Origin of the sequence: Saccharopolyspora mangrovi, assembly GCF_035320975.1 — a bacterium.
GTDB lineage: Bacteria > Actinomycetota > Actinomycetes > Mycobacteriales > Pseudonocardiaceae > Saccharopolyspora > Saccharopolyspora mangrovi.
The window spans coordinates 306,105-328,767 of the sequence record NZ_JAWLNX010000003.1 but is presented as its reverse complement, the minus strand read 5'-3'; the positions used below and the strand labels follow the sequence as shown (position 1 = coordinate 328,767).

Here is a 22,663-nt window from a genome sequence, read left to right as displayed (position 1 = left end):
CGGCTTGCGAAATTTTCCGGCCACCATAGCGTTTCCTCGCACCCGTCCCAGTCACCCGATGGGCAGGCGCGGGGCGCACATCAACTATTCTGCGCGAGCCCTCATGTCGGCTACGCCGAAGGACGAGTGAAGTGGTGGGAATCCTGCCGTCTCCCCAGTTGACCGGACCGAGCCCGATCGACGAGCCGCGGCAGGCCTCGGTCGTCCGGCTCCCGTTGCGCAACACCGTAGCCGAACTGCTGGGCGGCTCCGCCGTCGCCGTGGCGGTGAGCATGGTGCTGCAGTTCGCCGCCGCGCGCCTGAGCATCAGCGAACCCAGCTACGCACCCGAGGCGCTGACGATGCTCAGCAGCAGCCTGGTGCTGGCGGCCGTGTTCGTGCTGCTGGCCTTCGGGTACCGCGCGACGCGCATCGGCCGCTGGGGCAAGGTCGTGGCCACGTGGGTGGCGCTGAGCGCCTTCAGCACGTTGTCGCTGGCCATCCCGCTGCAGTCGACGCGCTTCTACTACGGCGGATCCTCCACCGACAACGGCTTCCGCATGCAGTTGATGACGCGCATGGCCTCCACGCTGGGCCTCGCGGACATGAACTACGCCGACACCGCGCCCTACTACCCCAGCGGCTGGTTCTGGCTCGGCGGCCGGTTCGCCAACCTCCTGGGCTGGGAGGGCTGGGCGGCCTACAAGCTCTACGCGCTGTGCTGGGTGGCGGTGACCACGGTCGTGGCGTTCACGCTGTGGAGCGTGGTGCTGCGCCGCCGGCTCGCCGTGCTCGTCGCCGTCGTGACCGCGCTGTCGGGCATGCTGCACGGCATCGTGGAGCCCTACGCCTGGCCGTCGGCGGCGTGGCTGCTGCCGGTGGCCGTGCTGGCCTGGCGCGCGCTGCGGCTGGCCGACGGCCCGCCGCGCTGGACGCTGATCTGCATCGGCGGCTTCGTCGGCTTCGCGGCGATCACCTACACGCTGCACTTCGGCTTCGCGGTCGCGGTGATCGTGCTGATGGCGCTGATCACCGGCGTCGAACGGGTCCGGCGGGGCGACGCGGCCGGCGCGGTGTTCAAGCAGCTGTTCCTGCGGCTGCTCCCGATCGGCCTGGTCAGCCTGGTCATCGCGCTGCTGGTGTGGTTGCCCTACCTGATCTCCACGAAGTTCCTGCTGGACAACCCGCGCAGCGCAGCGCAGCACTACCTGCCCGAGGACGGCGCGTTCCTGCCGGTGCCGATGGCCGAGGCGTCCGCGTTCGGCGCGCTGTGCCTGGTGGGCTTCGTGTGGTTGCTGCTGCGCTTCCGCCACAGCGAGATCGCCGCCTCGATGCTGGTGGTCGTGCTGGCGATCTACGGCTGGTTCGCCCTGTCGACGCTCGCGCTGCTGGCCAAGACCACGCTGCTGGCCTTCCGGCTCAACGTCGTGCTGGACCTGGTCCTGCCGGTCGCCGGCGTGCTCGGGCTGCTGGAGCTCATCGGCTACCTGCGGAAGAAGATCGACCCGCGGTACGGCGTGCAGATCACCCTCGTCGCCTGCGCGCTGGGCCTGGTCGGCGCGGTGGACGTCAGCCAGGAGGCGATCAACGACAAGCTGCTGGGCTACACCGAGCAGGCCTACACCGACTACTACCCGACGGGCGACAACGCCAAGGGCCAGAAGGATCCGCAGCAGCCGGGTTCGTGGTTCGACGACGAGATCCGCGCGGTCGCGGCCCTCACCGGTCGCGAGCCCGACCAGAACGTGCTGCTGAGCACCGACTACAAGCTGATGTCGTTCCAGCCGTACTGGGGTTTCCAGCAGGAGACCCCGCACTACGCCAACCCGCTGGCCGACTACGGCGACCGGGCGGCCGAGGTGGAGCGCTGGACGGAGGCCAAGAGCAGCGACGAACTGCTGACGATGCTCCGGAGCTCGAAGTTCGCCAGCCCCAACGTGTTCGTCCTCCACAACCCGCAGAGCCGGTACTCCACCGTGGAGGCTCCGCCGGAGCACGAGGGCGATCTCGCGTTGCAGCTCAAGGGCGACGCGTTCCCGCAGAACCCGAACGTCCGCGACTACTACGTCCACTTCGACCGCGCGGTCTTCGACTCGCCGGCCTTCGTCAAGCGCGACGTCGGCCCGTACACGATCATCGCGCTGCGCTGATCCGGCGACCGGGCGGGCCGCTCACCGGGTGACCACCACGCCGTCGAGCGCGCCGGTCGTCAGGTCGTCGAGAGGCGCCTCGCGGTGGGTTCGCCTCGTCCTCACGAAAGAGGCGCGGGGCGGACCGGCAGGTCTCGCAGCCCGTGGATGAGGCTGGAGTTGCGCCGCGCGAGGTTCTCCGGGGCCGTGCCCAGCTCCAGGTCCGGGAAGTGCGCGAGCAGGCCGCGCAGCGCGATCTGCGCTTCCATCCGCGCCAGCGGAGCGCCGAGGCAGAAGTGGATGCCGTGCCCGAAGGCCAGGTGCCCGTGGGGGTCGCGGGTGACGTCGAAGGAATCGCCTTCCGGGAAGCGCTCCGGGTCGCGGTTGGCGGCGGCGAGCCCCGCCCACACGAATTCGCCTGCGGGGATGACGGTTTCGCCGATCGTGATCGGCTCGGTGGTGAAGCGGAACGTCGTGTGCATGAGCGGCCCGTCGAACCGCAGCATCTCCTCGACCGCACCGTCCACGAGGTCCGGGTTCGCCCGCAGCGCGGCGAACTGCTCCGGGTTGCGCAGCAGCGCCAGCACCCCGTTGCCGATCAGGTTGACCGTGGTCTCGTGCCCGGCCACCAGCAGCAGGAACACCATCGAGATCAGCTCGGCCTCGCTGAGCCGGTCCTCGTCCTCCGACACCTCGATCAACGCCGTGAGCAGATCATCGCCCGGCCGCTGCCGCTTGGCGGCGAGGAGCTCGGTCAGGTACTGCGCCATGTCCCCGGCGGCCTGCGCGGAGGCTTCGGCGTCGATGTCGTCGAGCAGCTTGTTGGTCCAGTCCCGGAAGTCGTCGCGGCGGCTCTCGTCCACGCCGAGCAGTTCGCAGATCACCCGGATCGGCAGCGGGAAGGCGAACGCGTCCAGGAAGTCCACTTCGGACTCACCGGCCATCGCGGTCAGCAGCTCCTCGCTGATCTGCTCGATCCGCGGGCGGAGCTCCTCGATCCGGCGGGCGGTGAAGGCCTTGACCACCAGCTTGCGCAGCCGGGTGTGGTCCGGCGGATCCATGTTGAGCATGTGCATGTCGAACCCGGCGCCCGCGAACCTGCCGTCCTCGGCCTCCGGCCGCTCGGCGTCGGGCGCGAACCGGTCCATGACCAGCCGGAAGATGGTCTGCGCGTCCTTGCCCAGCCGGGGATCGGCCAGCAGCGCGCGGGCATCGGAGTAGCGGGTCACCACCCACACCGGCAGACCGCTGTCGTTGACCAGCCGGTGCACCGGTCCTGCCTCACGCAGCTCCGCGTAGCGGGCGTGCAGGTCTTGCACGAACCCGGAGTCGAACGGGACCGGGTCGGTGTGCGCGGTCATGGAAACCCCCATCCACGAGACGTCGTTCCAGTAAACCGCGCCCACACCGACCCGCGCCGGGCAAACCGGGGAACTACTGCAATCGGACCGGCAGCCGCTGCAGCCCGTGGATGAGGGTGGAGAAGCGCCACTCGACGTCGTCGAGGTCGCCGCCCGCTCGCAGGCCGGGGAAGCGCTCGGCGAGCTGGCGCAGCGCGATCTGGGCCTCCATGCGGGCCAGCTGCGCGCCCAGGCAGAAGTGGATGCCGTGCCCGAACGACAGGTGCCCGTGGCTGTCCCGGCTGATGTCGAACTTCTCCGGTTCCGGGAACTTCTGCGGGTCGTGGTTGGCCGAGGCCAGGCCCACCCACACGATCTCGCCGGCCGGGATCTCCACGTCGCCGATGGTCACGGCCTCGGTGGTGTGCCGGAACGTCCCGTGCATCACCGGGCCGTCGAAGCGCAGCGCTTCCTCCACCGCACCGGTCACGAGCCCGGGGTCGGCGACGAGCGCAGCCCACTGCTCCGGGTTGCGCAGCAGCGCCAGCACCCCGTTGCCGATCAGGTTGACCGTGGTCTCGTGCCCGGCCACCAGCAGCAGGAACACCATCGAGATCAGCTCGGTCTCGCTGAGCCGGTCCTCGTCCTCCGACACCTCGATCAACGCCGTGAGCAGATCATCGCCCGGCCGCTGCCGCTTGGCGGCGAGGAGCTCGACGAGGTAGGCCGCCATCTCGGTGCCCGCCTTCGCCCTCGACTCGTCGTCGGAGGCGTCGAGCAGCGTGTTGGTCCAGTGCCGGAAGTCGTCGCGCCTGCTCTCGTCGACGCCCAGCAGCTCGGAGATCACCTGGATCGGCAGCGGGAACGCGAGGGCGTCGAGCAGGTCGACCTCACCGGCGGCGTCGACGCGGTCGAGCAGCGCTGCGGTGATCTCCTCCATGCGCGGGCGCAGCGCCTCGATGCGGCGCGCGGTGAAGGCCTTGACCACCAGCTTCCGCAACCGGGTGTGGTCCGGCGGGTCCAGGTTGAGCATCTGCTCGCTGAGGTCGTCGGTGTTGAAGGGACGCCCCGAGCCGCCCGTCTTGGACACGATGACCTCGCGGCTGCGGCGGAAGTCCTTGGCCAGGCGCGGATCGGTCAGCGCGGCCTTGGCGTCGTCGTAGCGCGTGATCGTCCACACCGGCAGCCCGTGCGGGGTGATCATGCGCTGAACCGGTGTGGCGGAACGGATCTGGCCGTACTTGTCGTAGAGGTTCGAGACGAATTCGCTGTCGAAGGCGACCGGTTCGGTGCGCGCCTCAGTGGTGGGCATGGAGCTTCCTCCGGGTAGGCGGGTAGGAGACCCTCCAAGCCAGTGAACACCGTTCACAACGGCTTGTCACACCGGACTGAGGGCACTCTCAACCACAAACTCGACGAATCACGCCAGTTCGAAGCACCCCGCCCCGAGCAAGCCCTTGAGCTCGCCCTGCAGCCCGTTCTCCGTCGAGACGAAGAAGTCGCTGGACAGCGCCAGCCGCGTGGTGCCGCGCGAGCCCTGCAGCTGCAGGTGCACCGGGGTCGTCCCGGCGTGCGCCTGCAGCGTCCGCTTGAGCTCGTTGACCAGCGACTGGTCCACCTTGCCCACCGGAACCTTGATCACGAACGCCGAATCCGCACCCGATTCGCCCTCGGCGGCCGAGATGTCGACCGGGACCGCGTCGGAGGCGAACACGCTGATGGTGCCCTCGCGCTCGTTGATCCGGCCCTTGACCGCCAGCGCGGTGTCCTCCACCAGGCAGTCGGCGAACATCTCGTAGGACTTGGGGAAGAACAGCACCTCCACGCTGGCGTCGAGGTCCTCCAGCGTCACGATCGCCCACGGGTGACCGTTCTTGTTGATGCGCCGCTGGATCCCCGAGATCATCCCGGCGATCTTGATCTGGTCCTTGCCGCTGCCGGTCTCCCGCTCGCCGCCGACGAGCTCGGCGATCCCGGTGTCCTGGTACGGCGCCAGCAGCCGCTGCGCGCCGTCGAGCGGGTGCGCCGAGACGTACAGGCCCAGCATCTCCCGCTCGTAGGCCAGCAGCTGCTTGCGCGGCCACTCCTCGTCGGTGAACTTCAGGTGCGCCAGCGGTGACGCCTCGGCCGCGGCGTCGGAGTCGTCGGCTCCGAAGAGGTCGAACTGGCCCATCGCCTGCTGCCGCTTGAGCCCGATCACTGCGTCCACCGCGGCCTCGTGGTGCTGCGACAGCGACATCCGGGTGTGCTGCAGCGAGTCGAAGGCGCCCGCCTTGATCAGCGATTCGATGACCCGCTTGTTGCAGGCCAGGATCTCCGACTTGTCCAGGAAGTCGGAGAACGAGGTGTAGCGGCCCTGCTGCTCGCGGGTCTTGACGATCGAGGCCACCACGTTCGAACCGACGTTGCGGATCGCGCTCATGCCGAAGCGGATGTCCCCGCCGACCGCGGCGAAGGTGTCCTTGGAGTCGTTGACGTCCGGCGACAGCACGCGCACCCCCATCCGGCGGCACTCGGCCAGGTAGACGGCCATCTTGTCCTTGTTGTCGCCGTTGGAGGTCAGCAGCGCGGCCATGTACTCGGCCGGGTGGTTGGCCTTGAGGTACGCCGTCCAGTACGCCACGAGGGCGTACCCGGCCGCGTGCGACTTGTTGAACGCGTAGCCGGCGAAGGGCAGGACCGTCGCCCACAGCTTGTCGATGGCCTCGTCGGAGAAGCCCTGGTCCCGCATCCCGGCCTGGAAGCCCTCGAACTCCTGGTCCAGGACCTCCTTCTTCTTCTTGCCCATCGCCCGGCGCAGGATGTCGGCTCGACCGAGGCTGTAACCGGCGACCTTCTGCGCGATCGCCATGATCTGCTCCTGGTAGACGATCAGGCCGTAGGTCTCGGCCAGGATGTCCTTCAGCGGCTCGTCGAGCTCGGGGTGGATCGGCTCGACCGGCTTCTTGCCGTTCTTGCGGTCCGCGTAGTCCAGGTGCGCGTTGACCTCCATCGGGCCCGGCCGGTACAGCGCGTTCGCCGCCACCACGTCGCCGAACTCGGTGGGCTGCATGCGCTTGAGCAGTTCGCGCATGCCGCCGCCTTCGAGCTGGAACACGCCCAGGCTCTCGCCGCGCGCCAGCAGCTGGTAGGTCTTGGCGTCGTCCAGCCCGAGCTTGGACAGGTCGATCTCCAGGCCGTGGTTGTCCTTCACCATCTCCAGCGCGTCGCCGAGGATCGTGAGGTTGGACAGGCCCAGGAAGTCCATCTTGAGCAGGCCGATGGCCTCGCACGACGGGTAGTCCCAGCCGGTGATGATCGACCCGTCGTCGCGCGCCCACAGCGGCACCGTGCCCATCAGCGGCTGCGAGGAGAGGATCACCGCGCAGGCGTGCACACCGGCGTTGCGGATCAGGCCTTCCAGACCCCGCGCGGTGGCGAAGATCTGCGACACCGACGGGTCGGTCTCGATCAGCGAGCGGACCTCGGCGGCCTCGGCGTAGCGCTCGTGCTGCGGGTCGACGATGCCCGACAGCGGGATGTCCTTGGCCGCGATCGGCGGCGGCAGCGCCTTGGAGATCCGGTCGGCGATCGCGAAGCCCGGCTGACCGTGGTGGACGCGGGCGGCGTCCTTGATCGCCGCCTTGGTCTTGATCTTGCCGAAGGTGATGACCTGGGCGACCTTGTCCCGGCCGTACTTGTTGATCGCGTACTGCAGCACCTCGTCGCGCCGGCGGTCGTCGAAGTCGAGGTCGATGTCCGGTGGGGAGTCGCGCTCCGGGTTCAGGAACCGCTCGAAGATCAGGCCGTGCTCCAGCGGGTCCAGGTTGGTGATGTGCAAGATGTAGGCCAGCAGCGAACCCGCGGCCGACCCGCGGCCCGGTCCGACGTGGATGCCCTGCGACTTCGCCCACCGGGTCAGGTCGCCGACCACCAGGAAGTACGCGCAGTAGCCCTTGGTGTCGAGCACGTCGAGCTCGGTCTTGACCCGCTCCAGGCACTCCTGGCTCGGGCCGTCCGGGTAGCGGGTCGGCAGGTACTGCTCGACCTCGGCCTCCAGCAGCTCCCGCTCGGACTTGCCGCTGCCGTCGGTCACGCGCGGCATCCGGTCCTGGAAGGACCAGACGTCCTCGTAGGACTCCACCATCTCGGCCACCAGCAGCGTGTTGTCCGCCGCGCCCGGGACCTCGGAGTCCCAGTACGCGCGCATCTCCTCGGCGGACTTGAGGTAGTAGCCGTCACCGTCGAACTTGAACCGGCTGTCGTCGGACAGCGTCTTGCCCGACTGCACGCACAGCAGCGCGCCGTGCGAATCGGCCTGGTCGACCGTCACGTAGTGGCTGTCGTTGGTGGCCACCGGCGGGATGCCCAGCTTCTCGGAGATCTCCAGCAGGCCCTCGCGCACGGACCGCTCGATCGGCAGCCCGTGGTCCATCAGCTCCAGGAAGAAGTTCTCCTCGCCGAAGATCTCCTGGTACTCCGCCGCCGCCTGCAGCGCCTTGTCGAACTGCCGCAGCCGCAACCGCGTCTGCACCTCGCCGGACGGGCACCCGGTCGTCGCGATGATGCCTTCCGCGTGCTCGCTGATCAGCTCCTTGTCCATGCGCGGCTTGCGGTACATGCCCTCGAAGCTCGCGCGACTGGACAACGTGAACAGGTTCCGCAGACCGGTGGCGTTGCGGGCGAACATCGTCATGTGCGTGTAGGCACCGGCACCGGAGACGTCACCGCCCTCGCCGAACTCGTCGGTGCCCCGCTGCTTGGCCTCGCCCCAGAACACCGGCTTCTTGTGGAACCGGCTCTCCGGCGCCAGGTACGCCTCGATGCCGATGATCGGTTTGATGCCGGTCTTGCGGGCCTGCTGGTAGAACTCGTCCGCGCCGAACATGTTTCCGTGGTCGGTCATGGCGACCGCGGGCATCTCGAGCCGCTTCGCCTCGGCGAACAGCGCACCGACCTTCGCCGCACCGTCGAGCATGGAGTACTCGGTGTGCACGTGGAGGTGGACGAAGGGGTCGACGGACACGAGAAGCACTCCTTCGCGGCGGGATTCGAGAGCTGCAGCCTAACTCCGGCCACCGACTGGACAGGCGTTTCCCCGCGCCGCCGTCCGGGGTCGCCCACGCCCGGCGTGTCGGAGGTCATGCGCAGGTCGCGTCGGTGTCGGGAACTCGTGCCTCGCACGCACGCGCCCGCTCGACCGGGTAGCGTGGCACGACGTGACTGGCCCTGATCCCGTGGACGTGCGACTGCTGAGCGTCGTCGCAGAGATGGGCCGGGCGGCGGTCCCGGACATCGCCGGCCGGCTCGGCATGGACGTGCGCGAGGTCGGCGCGCGACTCGCCGCCCTGTCCACCACCGGACTGCCGCTGATCGTCGGCGTGGAATGCGATCAGCAGGGCATCCGCAACGCCGTTGCCGCAGCTCAGCAGTGGGCCGCGCAGAACGCCGCCAGCGGTCCCCAGCAGGCGGCCCAGTACAGCGGGCCGCACCCGATGTCCGGTCCCCACCAGGTTTCCGGCCCCCACCCGGTCTCCGGTCCGCACCCCGTTTCCGGGCCCTATCAGGTCTCCGGGCCGCACCCGGTCTCCGGGCCGTACCCGACGCCCCACCCGCAGCAGCCGGTCGCCCCGCAGCCGCCGATGAGCACCTGGGGTCCGCCCGGCTCGGCAGCGTGGGCACGCGGCGACCAGCCCGCACCCGTTCCGGCGCAGGCCCCGGCCACGACCGGCAAGGTCGGCACCAAGCTCGACGTGCACGGCGTGTCGGGCGAGCGGATCAGCATCCAGCTCATCGAGGTCGTCGACCCGGCGGATTTCCTGTACACCGCCGCCGGTTACGAGCTCAAGCCCGGTGAGCGCTCCGTCGTGGTGCACACCGAGCTGACCAACCACGGCCAGGTGCCGTTCCCGTCGCTGCCCGACATGTACCTCGAGCTGATCGCCAAGGACGGCTCACCGGTGACCAAGGCGCCGGTGTCGATGTCGTCCCGCCCACCGCACCGGATGGGCGTGCAACCAGGCGAAACCGCCGGCGGCCACACCGTTTACGTGCTCCCGGAATCCACCGAGCTCACCGCCGTGCGCTGGACGCCGCAGCCCGGCGATCAGCAGCGCACGCTGCTCTGGGACATCACCGAGCTCTAGGAATCTGTTGAAGCATGCGGCGGAGCCGCATTCTCTTTCACCGCCCTGGCAGCTGGCACCGCGGTGCCCTCCCCTGCGGGGGATTTCTGAGCGGCTTCGTGGCGAGCACGCCGTGACGCCGCGTATTGGACCAAGGAGCGGCGCGCGGAGTCCACGGAGCCGCTCAGGTTCCGCCACCCGCACCGCCACGCAAGACGACCACCAACAAGCTCAGTCGCGGCGGAAGAAGTCCAGGGGGCCTCGGCGTGGCTTCTCCGGGCGCTGCTTGCTGCGGTACTGCAGCGTCGGCCAGTCGCCGGCGTCGTCGCGGGGGCGCTCGGGCTCGGGTTCGCCGATGACCGAGGGCGTTGCCGGGCCCACGTCCTGAGCGCTGATCACGTCACCGAGGCTGTTGAGCCCCTCCGGCGGTGTGTCCAGGTCGGCCTGCGGGTCGATGACCGGCAGGCCGCGTGGCGGAGTCGGTGTGTCCGATCCTTGAAATTCCTGAGCCATCGGACCCCCTTCGTCGCGCGCCGAACCGATCACCACGGTACCCGCTCTAGCCGTCCTGATCGCGCAATTCGTCCAGCGCGCGCTGCAAGTCGTCCGGGTACTCGCTCTCGAACGACACCCAGCCGCCCGAGGGGTGCTCGAAGGACAGGCTCCGCGCGTGCAGCCACTGCCTGGTCATGGCCAGTCGCCGCGCCAGCACCGGGTCGGCGCCGTAGGTGAGGTCGCCGACGCAGGGGTGCTTGATCGCCGAGAAGTGCACCCGGATCTGGTGCGTGCGGCCGGTTTCCAGCTTGACGTCGATCAACGACGCGGCGCGGAAGGCCTCCACCGTCTCGTAGTGGGTGATGCTCGGCTTGCCGCCGGTGACCACCGCGAACTTGTAGTCGTGCCGCGGGTGACGGTCGATCGGGGCGTCGATGGTGCCCCGGCTCGGATCGGGCAGGCCCTGCACGACGGCGTGGTAGCGCTTCTCCACGGTGCGCTCCTTGAAGGCGCGCTTGAGCACCGTGTAGGCGTGCTCGCTCTTGGCCACCACCATCACGCCGGTGGTGCCCGCGTCGAGGCGGTGCACCACGCCCTGGCGCTCGGCGGCACCCGAGGTGGCGATCGACACGCCCGCCGCGGCCAGGCCGCCGACCACGGTCGGGCCCTCCCAGCCGGGGCTGGGGTGCACGGCCACGCCGATCGGCTTGTCGACCACGACGATGTCGTCGTCCTGGTGCAGGATCTTGAGGCCCTCGACCGGCACCGCCACGACCTGCAGCGGCTGCTCGGCGGCCGGGAGGGTGATCTCCAGCCAGGAGCCGGCGATCAGGCGGTCCGACTTGCCCGCGGGGCTGCCGTCGACCAGCACGTCGCCCGCCTCGGCGAGCCCGGCGACGGCGTTGCGGGACAGGCCGAGCAGCTTGGACAGGCCGGCGTCGATCCGCATGCCGTCCAAGCCCTCGGGCACCGGGAGGGTTCGGAGTTCGCTCACGACTTGTCGGCCTTCTTCTGCTTGCGGTGGATCGTCCCGTCGAAGTCGCGGCCCAGCAGCGACAGCAGCACCACGAGAGCGCCGCCGCAGGTGATGCAGCTGTCGGCGACGTTGAACACCGGGAACACGTGGCCGCCGGGCGCCAGGAAGGACAGGAAGTCCACCACGTGGCCCTGCAGCGGCCCGGGCGCGCGGAACAGCCGGTCGCCGAGGTTGCCGCAGGCGCCGCCGAGCACCAAGCCGAGGCCGACGGCCCAGCCGGGCGAGCGCAGCTTCGGCGCCAGCCACACGATCACGCCGACCACGGCGATGGCCAGCAGCGCCAGCAGCCAGGTCATGCCGGTGGCCATCGAGAACGCGGCACCGGGGTTGCGCAGCACGTCGAGGTAGAACAGGCCGCCGAGCACCCTCACCGGCGGGTTGCCCTCGAGGTTGGCGACCACGGCGATCTTGGTGACCACGTCCAGGGCCAGCCCCACCGCGGCCACCCCGAACAGCAGCGCCAGCAGCTTCCCCGACCCGCCCTTCGGGGCGTCGGAGGCCGGGTTCGTCTCGGCGGGCTCCGGCGCGGAGGCCGCCTGCTCAGGAGGGGGTTGCTCGGTGCTCACCCCGTCATTGTCCCCGACCCGGACGACCACCGGCGCACCAGGACCTCCGCCCCGGGCCTGTCCTATTTCCGCCGAAATTCCCACCCCCCAACTCCCCCCTCGAACTTCGCGCGAAATTCGAACGGTCAGGGCAGGAACGGCGGGAGGGGGCGCTGGTCGTCGGCGGGCTCCCAGCGGCCGCCCACCTGCCGGTAGCTCGTCGCGGGGCCCTCGCTGACCAGGGACTTCAGGGCCGCGACGAGGCGGTCGACGTGTTCGGTCGTGGTGCCGAGGCCGATGCTGACGCGCAGCGCGCGCTCGGCGTCCGAACCCGCCTTGGCCAGCAGGTTCTTGGTGCCGAGGTGGGCGCAGAACAGGCCGTCGCGGACGCCGATGGCGTGCTCGGCCGACAGCGCGGCGGCGATCAGGCCCGGGTCCTGGACGTCGATGGTGAAGCTGACGACCCCGACCCGGTCGTGCTCCGGTCCGAACAGGCTCAGCTCGCGCAGCCCGGGGACCTCCGCCAAGCCCGCGCGCAGGCGGCCCAGCAGCGACGACTCGTGCTCGACCACGCCCTCCCAGCGGGTGGTGAAGGTGCGGCAGGCGGTGGCCAGCGCGTGCACGCCGACGGTGTTGGGCGAGCCGGCCTCGTGCCGCTCGGGACCGGTGGTCCAGCTGACCGCGCGCTCGTTGACCACGCGCGTCGCACCGCCACCGGCGAGGTGCGGGTCCGCGGCGTTGAGCCAGTCGGCGCGGCCGATCAGCGCCCCGGCGCCGAAGGGCGCGTAGAGCTTGTGGCCGGACAGCGCGGCGTAGTCGACGTCGAGCTCGGCGAGCCGGATCGGCCGGTGCGGGGCGAGCTGCGCGGCGTCCAGCACGGTGCGGGCTCCCCGGCGGCGGGCGACGCGGGCGAGCTCGGCCACCGGCCACAGCTCGCCGGTGACGTTGCAGGCGCCGGTGAGCACGACCAGCCTGGGCCCCTCCGGGCATTCGGCCAGCGCCGCGTCCAGGGCGGCGACGGCGTCGGCCGGGCTCTGCGGAGCGGAGATGCGGCGGACGTTGCGCCAGGGCAGCAGCGCGGCGTGGTGCGCGGTGTCGAACACCACCACCGAGGCCCCTCGCGGCACGGCCGAGGCCAGCAGGTTCAGGGCGTCGGTGGTGTTGCGGGTGAACACGACCTCGTCGCCCTGGCGGGCTCCGGTGAAGTCCAGCAGCACCTGCCGCGCGCCCTCGTAGACGCGGGTGCAGACCTGCGAGGCGAACCCGGCTCCCCGGTGCACGCTGGCGTAGTACGGCAGCAGCTCGTCCACCGCGTCGCGCACGGCCGACAGGCAGGGCGCGCTGGCCGCGTGATCGAGGTTGGCGTAGCTCGCCACACCTCCGGTGACCAGCGGAACGCGCAGTCCGGCTCCGACGACGCCGGGCACGGCGACCGACTGGCTCGGAACATCGATGACGGCTGAAGACATCGCGACCCTCCCGGGGCCTCGAGGGCCCTCGGCGGGCCCGCGCTTGCCGGGCCGCGCTGCGCGACCGGCCAGGTCCTCACCCGGGGCACCCCACCGCGGTAGGAGGGTTGCCGGCCAGCAAGCCGGGGCTTGACGCTGGCGCTCATGACCTTCGGGGCGAAAAGTTAGCGCCCGGGTCCACCCCGCGACAACACCGTCCCACTCCGTGGGCACCGCGACGACGTCCGCCAGCAGCCCCTGGCGACGACGAGGCCCCGAGAGCGAACTCCCGGGGCCTCGTCGCGCAGAAGCGGGGTCAGACGCGGGACACCGCGACCTTGACCTCCACGCCGTCGCCGACCGCGCCGGCCGCGACGTCGCCCGCGTCGCCCGGTACGACCGAGTCCGCGAGCGTTTCGCCCGCGATGAACTCGCGGTGCGCCTCGACCGCCTCGCCGACCTCGGCCGGCGCCTCGACGACGACCTCGATCCGGTCCGAGACCTCGAAACCGGCGTCCTTGCGGGCGTTCTGGATCACCCGGACCACGTCGCGGGCCAGGCCCTCGGCGGCCAGCTCCGGCGTGACCTCGGTGTCCAGCACGACCAGCCCGTCGCCACCCGGCAGCGCCGCAGCCGCGCCGGAGTCGGTCGAGACCAGCCGCTCGGTGAACTCGCCGTCCTGCAGCTCGACGCCCGCGGCGACCACAGTGGACCCGCTGCGGTGCCAATCACCGGACTTGACGGCCTTGATCACCTTCTGCACGTCCTTGCCCAGCCGCGGACCGGCCGCGCGGGCGTTGACCGCGATCTCGAAGCGACCGTGCGCGGCGACGTCGGAGCTCAGCTCCAGGCCCTTGACGTTGACCTCGTCGGTGATCAGGTCCGCGAACGGGCGCAGCGACTCGGCCTCCGGCGTGGCCACCACCAGCCCGGCCAGCGGCAGCCGGACCCGCAGCTTGTTGGACTTGCGCAGCGCCAGCGCCGAGGAGCAGACCTGGCGCACCTGGTCCATCGCCGACACCAGCGCGGCGTCCGCCGGCAGCTCGTCGACCAGCGGCCAGTCGGCCAGGTGCACCGAACGGCCACCGGTGAGCCCGCGCCACACCGCCTCGGCGGTCAGCGGCAGCAGCGGCGCCACGACCCGGCAGGTCACCTCCAGCACGGTGTGCAGGGTGTCGATCGCGTCCTTGTCGCCCGCCCAGAACCGGTCCCGGGAACGGCGCACGTACCAGTTCGTCAGCACCTCCAGGAACTCCCGCACGTTCGCGGTCGCCGTGGCCAGGTCCAGCGAGTCCATCGCCGACTGCACGTCGCCGACCAGCTCGTGGGTCTTGGCCAGCACGTAGCGGTCCAGCACGTGCTTGCTGTCGGTGCGGAACTCACCGCTGACGCCCTCGGCGTTGGCGTAGAGCGCCAGGAAGTACCAGGAGTTCCACAGCGGCAGCACCGCCTGGCGCACCGCGTCCCGGATGCCGCGCTCGGTGACGACCAGATCGCCGCCGCGCAGGATCGGGCTCGACATCAGGAACCAGCGCATCGCGTCGGAACCGTCGCGGTCGAAGACCTCGTTGACGTCCGGGTAGTTCTTCTTGGACTTCGACATCTTCAGACCGTCGTGGCCCAGCACGATGCCGTGCGCCACCACGTTGCTGAACGCGGGCCGGTCGAACAGCGCCGTGGCCAGCACGTGCAGCGTGTAGAACCAGCCGCGGGTCTGCCCGTGGTACTCCACGATGAAGTCGCCCGGGAAGTGGTGCTCGAACCACTCGGCGTTCTCCATCGGGTAGTGGACCTGCGCGAACGGCATCGAGCCCGACTCGAACCAGCAGTCCAGCACCTCCGGCACCCGGCGCATGGTGGACTGCCCGGTCGGGTCGTCCGGGTTGGGCCGGGTCAGCTCGTCGATCTCCGGGCGGTGCAGGTTCGTCGGCCGCACCCCGAAGTCGCGTTCGAGCTCGTCCAGCGAGCCGTAGACGTCGGTGCGCGGGTACTCGGGGTTGTCCGAGCACCACACCGGGATCGGCGAGCCCCAGTACCGGTTGCGCGAGATGTTCCAGTCGCGGGCGTTCTCCAGCCACTTGCCGAACTGGCCGTCGCGGATGTGCGAGGGAACCCAGTTGATCTGCTTGTTGAGCTCGACCATCCGGTCCTTGAACTGGCTCACGGCCACGAACCAGGACGACACCGCGCGCTGGATCAGCGCGTTGTCGCAGCGCCAGCAGTGCGGGTACTGGTGGTCGTAGGTCTCGTGGCGCAGCAGCAGGCCGCGCTCCTTGAGGTCCCGGATGATGTTCTTGTTCGCGTCGAAGACCTGCTGGCCCTCGTACGGCGGCACCTCGGCGGTGAACCTGCCGTGCGCGTCGACCGGCACGACCGGAACGATGTCGGCGGCGTCGGTCACCAGCTTGTCGTCCTCACCGAAAGCCGGTGCGATGTGCACGATCCCGGTGCCGTCGTCGGTGGTGACGTAGTCGGCGGCCAGCACCTGGTGGGCGTTGTCGCGGCCGACGAAGAAGTCGAACGGCGGCTGGTAGCAGGTGCCCAGCAGGTCGGAGCCCTTGTAGCGGGCCACGACCCGGTCGGCGACGTCCTCGCCGAGCTCGCGGGCGTAGGCCGGCAGGCGCGCCTCGGCGAGCAGGTAGCGCTCGGTGCTCTGCGCGGGCGCGACCAGCGCGTAGTCGACGTCGGGGTGCACGGCTGCGGCCAGGTTGGACGGCAGCGTCCACGGGGTCGTCGTCCACACCAGCGCCAGCGCGCCGTCGAGCTCCTGCCCCGGCGCGGTCAGCCGCAGGCCGACCGTCACGGCCGGGTCCTGGCGCGGCCGGTAGCCGTCGTCCATGCGGGTCTCGGTGTTCGACAGCGGCGTCTCGCAGCGCCAGCAGTACCAGAGCACCCGGTAGCCCTCGTAGACCAGCCCCTTGTCCCACAGGGTCTTGAACGCCCACATGACGCTTTCCATGTAGTCCAGGTCGAGCGTCTTGTAGTCGTTCTCGAAGTCCACCCAGCGCGCCTGGCGGGTGACGTAGTCCTCCCACTCGGCGGTGTAGCGCAGCACGGAGGATTTGCACGCCTCGTTGAACGCGGCGATGCCCATGCTGTCGATCTCGGCCTTCGAGGTGATGCCGAGCTGCTTCTCGGCCTCGACCTCGGCGGGCAGGCCGTGGGTGTCCCAGCCGAACCGGCGCTCGACGCGCTTGCCGCGCATCGTCTGGTAGCGCGGGACCGCGTCCTTGACGTAGCCGGTGAGCAGGTGGCCGTAGTGCGGCAGGCCGTTGGCGAACGGCGGACCGTCGTAGAAGACGTACTCGTTCGAGCCGTTGTGGCCGGCCTCGCGCGCGTCGATGGAGGCGCGGAAGGTCTTGTCGTCGGCCCAGAAGTCCAGCACCTGGCGTTCGATCGCCGGGAACGCGGGCTGGGCCGCCACGCCGCGCTCGTCGGACGCGCCAAAGGAAACCTTGGGGTATGCCATCGCGGAGCTGCTCCTCGCAATGTGTCGTTGCCGCCCTGGAGGACGGGGACGACTCCCGGACGCACCGGGCACCGCGGTACCACCCCGCTTGCCGACGGCGAGAACGCCGACGGCCACTCGATTGCCGGCTGTCACGGGCCGGACCCGTCCGGTTCTACTGAGGCACCCGGGGGCACCCGTTCTTCCGGAGGCTCCCCGGTGATGGCCGGATCAACGCCTGGTCCTTACAGAGTACCGGGATCTCGCCAGTGGTTTTCACCGGCTCCGGCGCGACTCGGCCGCGATCGTCGCGTTGGGCGCGCACCGGGCGCACGGCGTGAAGCCGAGCTCCCGCGCCTCGCCGAGCGTCAGCGGCAGCGTCTCCGCGTCGCCGAGCCAATCGCAGGTCCGCACGTGGTAGCGCGGACGTTCGTCGATCACCACGACCTCGGCGCCCTGGTCGGCCGCCTCGGCCGCGTTGCTGCGCTCCTCACCCGGCTCCGCGCCCTGCGGCCGGGCCGGGGTGGTCTTGTTCTTGCTGCGACGGGCCCTGATCCGGTCGAAGACCAGCAGCGCGGCCCCGAGGACGCTCGCCAGGACCGAGATCCACGCGAAGCCGGAACCTCCGCCGAGGACGGATGCCACCAATGTCGCGGCGGCCACCAGGACCAGCAGCAGTACGACCAGCAGCACTCGCATTCCGTTCTCTCGCCGATCCCCTCTCGGCAGATACCGGCGGTGACGGGCCATGACCCATCACCGCCGGTATGCCAAGTCTTGAACGGGGAATCAGCCCGCTTCGGCCGCCCTGGCCCCGAAGCTGTAGCTGGTGGCCTGCTGACCCGAGGAACGGCTTCCACCGCTGCTGCTGCTCTCCGCTGGCGCGGCAGAGCCCCGGTCCTGCAGTTCTCGCAGCTGAGACTCCAGGTACGTCTGCAGTCGAGTGCGGTACTCGCGCTCGAACGTGCGGAGAGTCTCGATCTTCTTCTCGAGGGCGTTCTTCTCGTTGGTGATGTTGCCCATCACCTCGGCGTGCTTGCGCTGCGCGTCGCGCTCCAGGCTGGCGGCCTTGTCGCGCGCCTGCCGCTCAAGCGTTTCCGCCCGGGTGCGGGCGTCGTTGAGCATCGTCTCGGCACGGGTCCGAGATTCGTTGACCATGCTGTCGGACTTCGAACGAGCCTCCGACAGCAGCTGCTCGGACTTCGTCCGGGCCTCCGACAACATGCCGTCGGCCTCTGCCTTGGCCTCGCCGGTCAGGCGGTCGGCCATCTCCTGCGCCAGACCCAGCACCTTGGCGGCCTGCACGTGGTGATCACCGCCCGGGGACGTCTGCTCGGCAGCGGTCGGCGCCGGGACCGGGGTGAGCCGGCGCGGTTCCTCCGCTGGGGCGGCCTGGGTCGAGGCAGCAGCGGACGCAGCCTGGCTACGGGCGTCGTCCAAGTCGACCTGAGCGGACTGCAGCTGGGTTTCCAGCTGCTCCACCTGGCCACGCAGGTCGTTGTTCTCCTCAACCAGCCGGGCAAGCTCGGCTTCAACCAGGTCGAGGAATGCATCCACCTCGTCCTCGTTGTAGCCCCGCTTGCCGATCGGAGGTTTGCTGAACGCGACGTTATGCACGTCGGCGGGGGTCAGGCCCACAAGATCACCTCACGCACTCCTTCGGCTGCGGGTCGGTCGGGTTCCCCGTCACCCGGCCGGTTGCACCAGTCGCATCAGTATGAACACGACCAGCAGCAGCACCATAATCGATAGGTCCAGTCCGACGCCGCCGATCCGGACCGTCGGAATCACCCGACGCACCAACTTTACGGGTGGGTCGGTCACTGTGTAGATGCTCTCCAACGCGATTGCAACCCCCCCAACGGGCCGCCAATCGCGGGCGAACACTCTAACGAGTTCCACCACGATACGCGCCGTGAGCAGGAGCCAGAAGAAGAACAGAACGTAGAACAGGACGATCTGCACCGGGTTCACGCCTCAACTGTGCCACCACTCACCCGTAGTTGAAAAAGGCCCCCTCTGCTAGCCGCCTCTTGTCCTCGGCCGCCACGTCCACGTTGGGCGGTGAGAGCAAGAACACGCGGTTGGTGACCTTCTCGATCGAACCCCGCATCGCGAACGCCAGACCTGCGGCGAAGTCGACCAGGCGCTTGGCGTCGGCCTCCTCCATCTCGGTCAGGTTCATGATCACCGGCGTGCCGTCCCGGTACTGCTCGCCGATGGTCCGCGCCTCGCTGTAGCTGCGCGGATGCAGAGTTGTGATCTTGCTCAAGTTGAACTGAGTACCGGTGTCGGTCACCGCCCGCAGACGCGAAACGCCGTCACTTCGCGGCTGATCGTTGGGCAGAGTGCTGCGTGACGCCGTTTCCGACGCCCACTGCCGCCGGGGTCGCGGCGGCTCCCGGAACTCCTCGGCGTAGGACTCGGTCTCCGCGTCGGCCTGGAAGCCGCCGCGGGTGCCCGAGGACCTGCGCCGGGGCGCACCCCGGTCGTCGTCGTAAGCGGCCCGGTCCCCGTAGGTCGGACGGGAGTCGTACGCAGGACGATCATCGTCGTACCGGTCGTGGTAGGCGATCTCGTCCTCGTACTCGTCCACCTCGTCGGCCGGGACCATGCCGAAGTAGGCCTTCAACTTGTGCAGAGCGCTCATCGGCATGCCCTTCCTCTGCGGCTCCCTGACACCGAGCACGAGGCGGCCGGCCTTCGACCCCCTTTTGACGGCTACGGCGAGGTTAACCGCCGCCCACCGAGCAGCGCGGTTCCGACACGCACCCTGGTCGAGCCGTGGGCAACAGCACTCTCCAGGTCGCCGGACATCCCCGCTGACACATCAACAGCTTCGGGGTGATCGACTCGCAAGCGCTCGGAGATCAACGAAAGTGTGTTGAAAGCCACAGCAGCATCGCCACCCAGTGGAGCGACAGCCATCACTCCCCGCAACCGAAGTTCGCTCGTTCCGGCGATCATTTCGGCGAGCCGGGGAACGTCCTCCGGTCTACAGCCACCCCTACCGGTGCTGCCGTCCAGGCTGACCTGCACCAACACGTCCAGCGGGCGCTCCCGGTCGCCCGATTCGAGGGCGTTGGCGGTTGCGCGGGCAAGCGCCTCGGCGAGCCGTTCGCTGTCGACCGACTCGACCACGTCGGCCCAGCGGGCCACCGCTCGCGCCTTGTTCCGCTGCAACTGGCCGACCATGTGCCAGCGCGGCGAGGCCTGCGGGCGCAGCTCGGCGAACTCCGCGACCTTGCCGCGCGCCTCCTGCTCCCGGTTCTCGGCGAACGCGGACAACCCGAGATCGGAGAGAAGTGCCACATCGGATGCGGGGAAGGTCTTGGTCACAGCCAGCAGCTCGACCTCCTCCGGAGATCGACCGGCGGCGCGGCACGCCTCGGCCAACCGCTCCCGCACCTCCGCCAGCGACTCGGCCAGCTCCGCACGACGTTGCTCGGGCGTCACTCGTCCTCCATCCAGATCACCGACGCGAAGCGGCCCGTCTTGCCGTTGTCGCGGCGGTGGCTGAACAGCTCCGGGGTCTCCATCGTGCAGCGCGGGTCGACGCCGACCTTGGCGATGCCAACCTGCGCCAGCTGCTCGTACAGCCCGGCGCGCAGGTCGAGGCCGGTGGTGCCCTTGCGGGTCTTGCAGGCGCTGCCCGGCAGGTGCTTCTCGACATCGGCCTGCATCTCCGGCGGCACCTCGTAGCACGCACCGCAGGCGGCGGGCCCGATCAACGCCTCCACCCGGTCCAGCCGGGCCCCGGCCTCGCGCATCGCCTTCAGGGCCTCCACCAGCACCCCGATCCGCGCGCCCACGCGCCCGGCGTGCACCGCGGAGATCACCCCGGCCTCGGGGTCGCCCAGCAGTACCGGGACGCAGTCGGCGGTCAGCGCGATCAGCGCGAGCCCCGGCTGAGCCGTCACCAGCGCATCGGAGGCCTCCACCGCCGCGGGTTGCGGGCCGTCCACGACGGTCGCGGTGCGGCCGTGGATCTGCTCCATCCACACCAGGTGGTCCTCGGGCAGGCCGATGCCCTCGGCCAGCTTGCGGGTGTTGGCCGCGAGCGCCTCCGGCGCATCACCGACCTTGCCGCCGAGGTTGAAGGAGTCGAACGGCGCCTTGGAGCTGCCGCCCTCCCGCGTGGTCGTCACGCGCCGAATCCGCACTTGCCCAGCCTCCCGAAAAGAAAAATCGACACCGGAAACCCGCGGTCTCCGGTGTCGATTCTCGCCTACGCGTCAGCGCCGCATGAACGGCGGAATGTCGACGTCGTCGTCGGTGTCGTCGCCCACCGGGACGGCCCGGTTCGGCAGCCCGCCCGGACGGGCCGCACCGGTTCCGCTGGAGTGCGTCGGGTAACCGCTGGTGCGGCCCGGAACCGACACGCCCGGCTGACCGGTCGACGAGCCGTCGCTGCCGTAGGACCGCTGCTGCGGCTGGCTCGGCTGCGAGCTCTGCGGCTGGCTGGACTGCTGGTAGCCGGTCTGCTGCGGCGCCGGGGCCTGCTGCTGCGGGGCCGCCGGCTGCTGCTCGACCTGCGGCGGGGTCGAAGGCTGCGCGGGTGCGGGCTCCGAGTGCTGGACCGGCTGAGCCGGAGCCGGCGCGGGCTGCGCCGGAGCGGGGGTGCTCGGCGCGGCCGGGGCCTGCTGCTGCGTCTCGGTGCCGGTCGTGGCCGCGGGCTTGTCGGCCTTCGGCGCGGGCGCCTCGCCCTCCTCGCTGCGACCGCCGACCCGGGTCGGCTCCAGCTTCTTGTGCGTCGGCGTGCCGGAGTCGAACCCGGCCGCGATCACCGTGACCCGGACCTCGTCGCCGAGCGAGTCGTCGATGACCGTACCGAAGATGATGTTGGCCTCGGGGTGCGCGGACTCCTGGACCAGCGACGCCGACTCGTTGATCTCGAACAGGCCGAGATCCGAACCGCCCGCTATGGCCAGCAGAACGCCGTGGGCGCCCTCCATCGAGGCCTCCAGCAGCGGCGAGTTGATCGCCTTCTGCGCGGCTTCGACCGCTCTGCCATCACCCCTCGCCGAACCGATGCCCATCAGCGCGCTGCCCGCGCCGGACATGACGCTCTTGACGTCGGCGAAGTCGAGGTTGATCAGACCCGGCGTGGTGATCAGGTCGGTGATGCCCTGGACACCGGACAGCAGCACCTCGTCGGCCGAGCGGAACGCGTCCATCAGGCTCACGCCGATGTCGCCGAGCTGCAGCAGCCGGTCGTTCGGGATGACGATCAGGGTGTCGCAGCAGTCGCGCAGCTCCTTGATGCCCTGCTCGGCCTGGGACGCGCGGCGCTTGCCCTCGAAGGAGAACGGCCGGGTCACCACGCCGATGGTCAGCGCACCGAGCTTGCGCGCGATGTTGGCGACCACCGGGGCGCCACCGGTTCCGGTGCCGCCACCCTCACCGGCGGTCACGAAGACCATGTCGGCGCCCTTGAGGACCTCTTCGATCTCCTCCGCGTGGTCCTCGGCGGCCTTGTGGCCGACCTCCGGTGCGGCACCGGCGCCGAGACCGCGGGTGAGCTCACGCCCGATGTCGAGCTTGACGTCGGCATCGGACATCAGCAGGGCCTGCGCGTCGGTGTTCACCGCGATGAACTCGACACCTTTGAGCCCGACCTCGATCATGCGGTTCACGGCGTTGACGCCGCCGCCACCGATGCCGACGACTTTGATCACCGCGAGATAGTTGTGCGGGGGCGTCATCGGATCCGCCTTCCTGATCGTGGCTGGTGTGCTCTCTGCATCGACCGCCGGGACGGCCGCTGAGCCGGTGCCGCCGATGCGGCTCCCCCTGGTCGCCGGCGCGGGATTGGCAGTACACCCGACCCCGTGCCCGGTCCGGACCGTAGGCGCGATCGCGCCCCTGCGTCCAGCAGCCACGCCGGTTTCGGTAGCAGCAGTTTTGTGCTGTGCACCTCGTCGTTTCCGCCCCGACGTCGTCCGTGTCGCTCAGCGGGTCCGCCCGTTGCCGCAGCGAGCCCAGTTTCTCGTTCCTCCCCTTGCGATGACCCCGTCGCGAACGTGATCACCACAACGAACACCGTACCTGGCCACCCGCTCACCCGGTTGAGGCAGTAGCGATTCCACAACGGCTTCTTCGCAGCGGACAGCGCCGGGAAATCCGGACTGCAGGTGTC

At 70.0% G+C, this 22,663-nt stretch carries 17 protein-coding genes and 1 riboswitch; of the genes, 2 read left to right on the top strand and 15 right to left on the bottom strand.

Annotation, left to right across the window (positions count from 1 at the left end; all coding sequences use genetic code 11):
• Window positions 1-158 precede the first annotated feature (158 nt).
• Window positions 159-2,129 carry an arabinofuranosyltransferase gene (locus R4I43_RS06430; protein WP_324264579.1) on the top strand — a complete coding sequence of 657 codons (1,971 nt, stop codon included), beginning with the start codon at window positions 159-161 and terminating at the stop codon, window positions 2,127-2,129.
• 101 nt (window positions 2,130-2,230) lie between these two features.
• Here the strand turns inward: R4I43_RS06430 and R4I43_RS06425 are convergent, their stop codons facing one another.
• The 3 genes from R4I43_RS06425 to dnaE all read right to left on the bottom strand — a co-directional run bounded on the left by R4I43_RS06425 (window position 2,231) and on the right by dnaE (window position 8,453).
• Window positions 2,231-3,469 carry a cytochrome P450 family protein gene (locus R4I43_RS06425; RefSeq protein ID WP_324264578.1) on the bottom strand — a complete coding sequence of 413 codons (1,239 nt, stop codon included), beginning with the start codon at window positions 3,467-3,469 and terminating at the stop codon, window positions 2,231-2,233.
• A gap of 73 nt (window positions 3,470-3,542) precedes the next feature.
• Window positions 3,543-4,760: a cytochrome P450 family protein gene (locus tag R4I43_RS06420; protein WP_324264577.1), complete on the bottom strand. Its 1,218-nt coding sequence runs from the start codon at window positions 4,758-4,760 to the stop codon at window positions 3,543-3,545.
• A gap of 108 nt (window positions 4,761-4,868) precedes the next feature.
• Window positions 4,869-8,453, bottom strand: a complete 3,585-nt coding sequence (dnaE, locus tag R4I43_RS06415; protein ID WP_324264576.1) for a DNA polymerase III subunit alpha — start codon at window positions 8,451-8,453, stop codon at window positions 4,869-4,871.
• A gap of 193 nt (window positions 8,454-8,646) precedes the next feature.
• Between dnaE and R4I43_RS06410 the strand changes: the two genes are divergently transcribed.
• A complete protein-coding gene (locus R4I43_RS06410) occupies window positions 8,647-9,573 on the top strand; it encodes an AsnC family protein (protein WP_324264575.1) in 927 nt (308 codons plus the stop codon).
• Between the two features lie 210 nt (window positions 9,574-9,783).
• On the opposite strand, the gene R4I43_RS06405 is transcribed toward R4I43_RS06410, so the two are convergent.
• The 12 genes from R4I43_RS06405 to ftsZ all read right to left on the bottom strand — a co-directional run bounded on the left by R4I43_RS06405 (window position 9,784) and on the right by ftsZ (window position 22,229).
• Window positions 9,784-10,065 carry a hypothetical protein gene (locus tag R4I43_RS06405; RefSeq protein ID WP_324264574.1) on the bottom strand — a complete coding sequence of 94 codons (282 nt, stop codon included), beginning with the start codon at window positions 10,063-10,065 and terminating at the stop codon, window positions 9,784-9,786.
• 46 nt (window positions 10,066-10,111) lie between these two features.
• Window positions 10,112-10,996 (bottom strand): RluA family pseudouridine synthase, encoded by an 885-nt coding sequence (locus R4I43_RS06400; RefSeq protein WP_324264654.1) that lies wholly within the window; start codon window positions 10,994-10,996, stop codon window positions 10,112-10,114.
• A gap of 41 nt (window positions 10,997-11,037) precedes the next feature.
• Window positions 11,038-11,649 (bottom strand): signal peptidase II, encoded by a 612-nt coding sequence (gene lspA, locus R4I43_RS06395; RefSeq protein ID WP_324264573.1) that lies wholly within the window; start codon window positions 11,647-11,649, stop codon window positions 11,038-11,040.
• 125 nt (window positions 11,650-11,774) lie between these two features.
• Entirely contained in the window at window positions 11,775-13,097 is a 1,323-nt protein-coding gene (locus tag R4I43_RS06390) for an aminotransferase class V-fold PLP-dependent enzyme (protein ID WP_324264572.1), read from the bottom strand.
• Between the two features lie 34 nt (window positions 13,098-13,131).
• Window positions 13,132-13,247: riboswitch (SAM riboswitch) on the bottom strand.
• A 145-nt stretch (window positions 13,248-13,392) separates the two neighbouring features.
• On the bottom strand, window positions 13,393-16,545 hold the full coding sequence (ileS, locus tag R4I43_RS06385) for an isoleucine--tRNA ligase (protein ID WP_324264571.1): 3,153 nt from the start codon (window positions 16,543-16,545) through the stop codon (window positions 13,393-13,395).
• A gap of 255 nt (window positions 16,546-16,800) precedes the next feature.
• Window positions 16,801-17,223, bottom strand: a complete 423-nt coding sequence (locus R4I43_RS06380; RefSeq protein ID WP_407691206.1) for a hypothetical protein — start codon at window positions 17,221-17,223, stop codon at window positions 16,801-16,803.
• A 90-nt stretch (window positions 17,224-17,313) separates the two neighbouring features.
• Complete coding sequence (gene wag31, locus R4I43_RS06375; RefSeq protein ID WP_324264569.1) at window positions 17,314-18,162, bottom strand: DivIVA-like cell division protein Wag31; 849 nt, start codon at window positions 18,160-18,162, stop codon at window positions 17,314-17,316.
• A gap of 48 nt (window positions 18,163-18,210) precedes the next feature.
• The gene (locus R4I43_RS06370) at window positions 18,211-18,498 is read right to left on the bottom strand and encodes a YggT family protein (protein ID WP_093413156.1); all 288 of its coding nucleotides are present in this window, start codon (window positions 18,496-18,498) and stop codon (window positions 18,211-18,213) included.
• Between the two features lie 19 nt (window positions 18,499-18,517).
• On the bottom strand, window positions 18,518-19,174 hold the full coding sequence (locus R4I43_RS06365; RefSeq protein ID WP_324264568.1) for a cell division protein SepF: 657 nt from the start codon (window positions 19,172-19,174) through the stop codon (window positions 18,518-18,520).
• Window positions 19,175-19,245: 71 nt separating this feature from the next.
• Window positions 19,246-19,980 carry a YggS family pyridoxal phosphate-dependent enzyme gene (locus R4I43_RS06360; protein WP_324264567.1) on the bottom strand — a complete coding sequence of 245 codons (735 nt, stop codon included), beginning with the start codon at window positions 19,978-19,980 and terminating at the stop codon, window positions 19,246-19,248.
• Window positions 19,977-20,687 carry a peptidoglycan editing factor PgeF gene (gene pgeF, locus R4I43_RS06355; RefSeq protein WP_324264566.1) on the bottom strand — a complete coding sequence of 237 codons (711 nt, stop codon included), beginning with the start codon at window positions 20,685-20,687 and terminating at the stop codon, window positions 19,977-19,979. Before pgeF ends, R4I43_RS06360 begins: the two co-directional genes overlap by 4 nt.
• A 72-nt stretch (window positions 20,688-20,759) precedes the next feature.
• Window positions 20,760-22,229 (bottom strand): cell division protein FtsZ, encoded by a 1,470-nt coding sequence (gene ftsZ / locus R4I43_RS06350; protein WP_324264565.1) that lies wholly within the window; start codon window positions 22,227-22,229, stop codon window positions 20,760-20,762.
• Window positions 22,230-22,663: the final 434 nt, after the last annotated feature.

Bases quoted from the DNA above. Each gene is read 5' to 3' on its own strand.
- R4I43_RS06425 (WP_324264578.1), bottom strand. From the start codon at position 3,469: ATGACCGCGCACACCGACCCGGTCCCGTTCGACTCCGGGTTCGTGCAA.
- R4I43_RS06420 (WP_324264577.1), bottom strand. From the start codon at position 4,760: ATGCCCACCACTGAGGCGCGCACCGAACCGGTCGCCTTCGACAGCGAA.
- R4I43_RS06405 (WP_324264574.1), bottom strand. From the start codon at position 10,065: ATGGCTCAGGAATTTCAAGGATCGGACACACCGACTCCGCCACGCGGC.
- R4I43_RS06400 (WP_324264654.1), bottom strand. From the start codon at position 10,996: ATGCGGATCGACGCCGGCCTGTCCAAGCTGCTCGGCCTGTCCCGCAAC.
- R4I43_RS06390 (WP_324264572.1), bottom strand. From the start codon at position 13,097: ATGTCTTCAGCCGTCATCGATGTTCCGAGCCAGTCGGTCGCCGTGCCC.
- ileS (WP_324264571.1), bottom strand. From the start codon at position 16,545: ATGGCATACCCCAAGGTTTCCTTTGGCGCGTCCGACGAGCGCGGCGTG.
- R4I43_RS06380 (WP_407691206.1), bottom strand. From the start codon at position 17,223: ATGCGAGTGCTGCTGGTCGTACTGCTGCTGGTCCTGGTGGCCGCCGCG.
- R4I43_RS06365 (WP_324264568.1), bottom strand. From the start codon at position 19,174: ATGAGCGCTCTGCACAAGTTGAAGGCCTACTTCGGCATGGTCCCGGCC.
- ftsZ (WP_324264565.1), bottom strand. From the start codon at position 22,229: ATGACGCCCCCGCACAACTATCTCGCGGTGATCAAAGTCGTCGGCATC.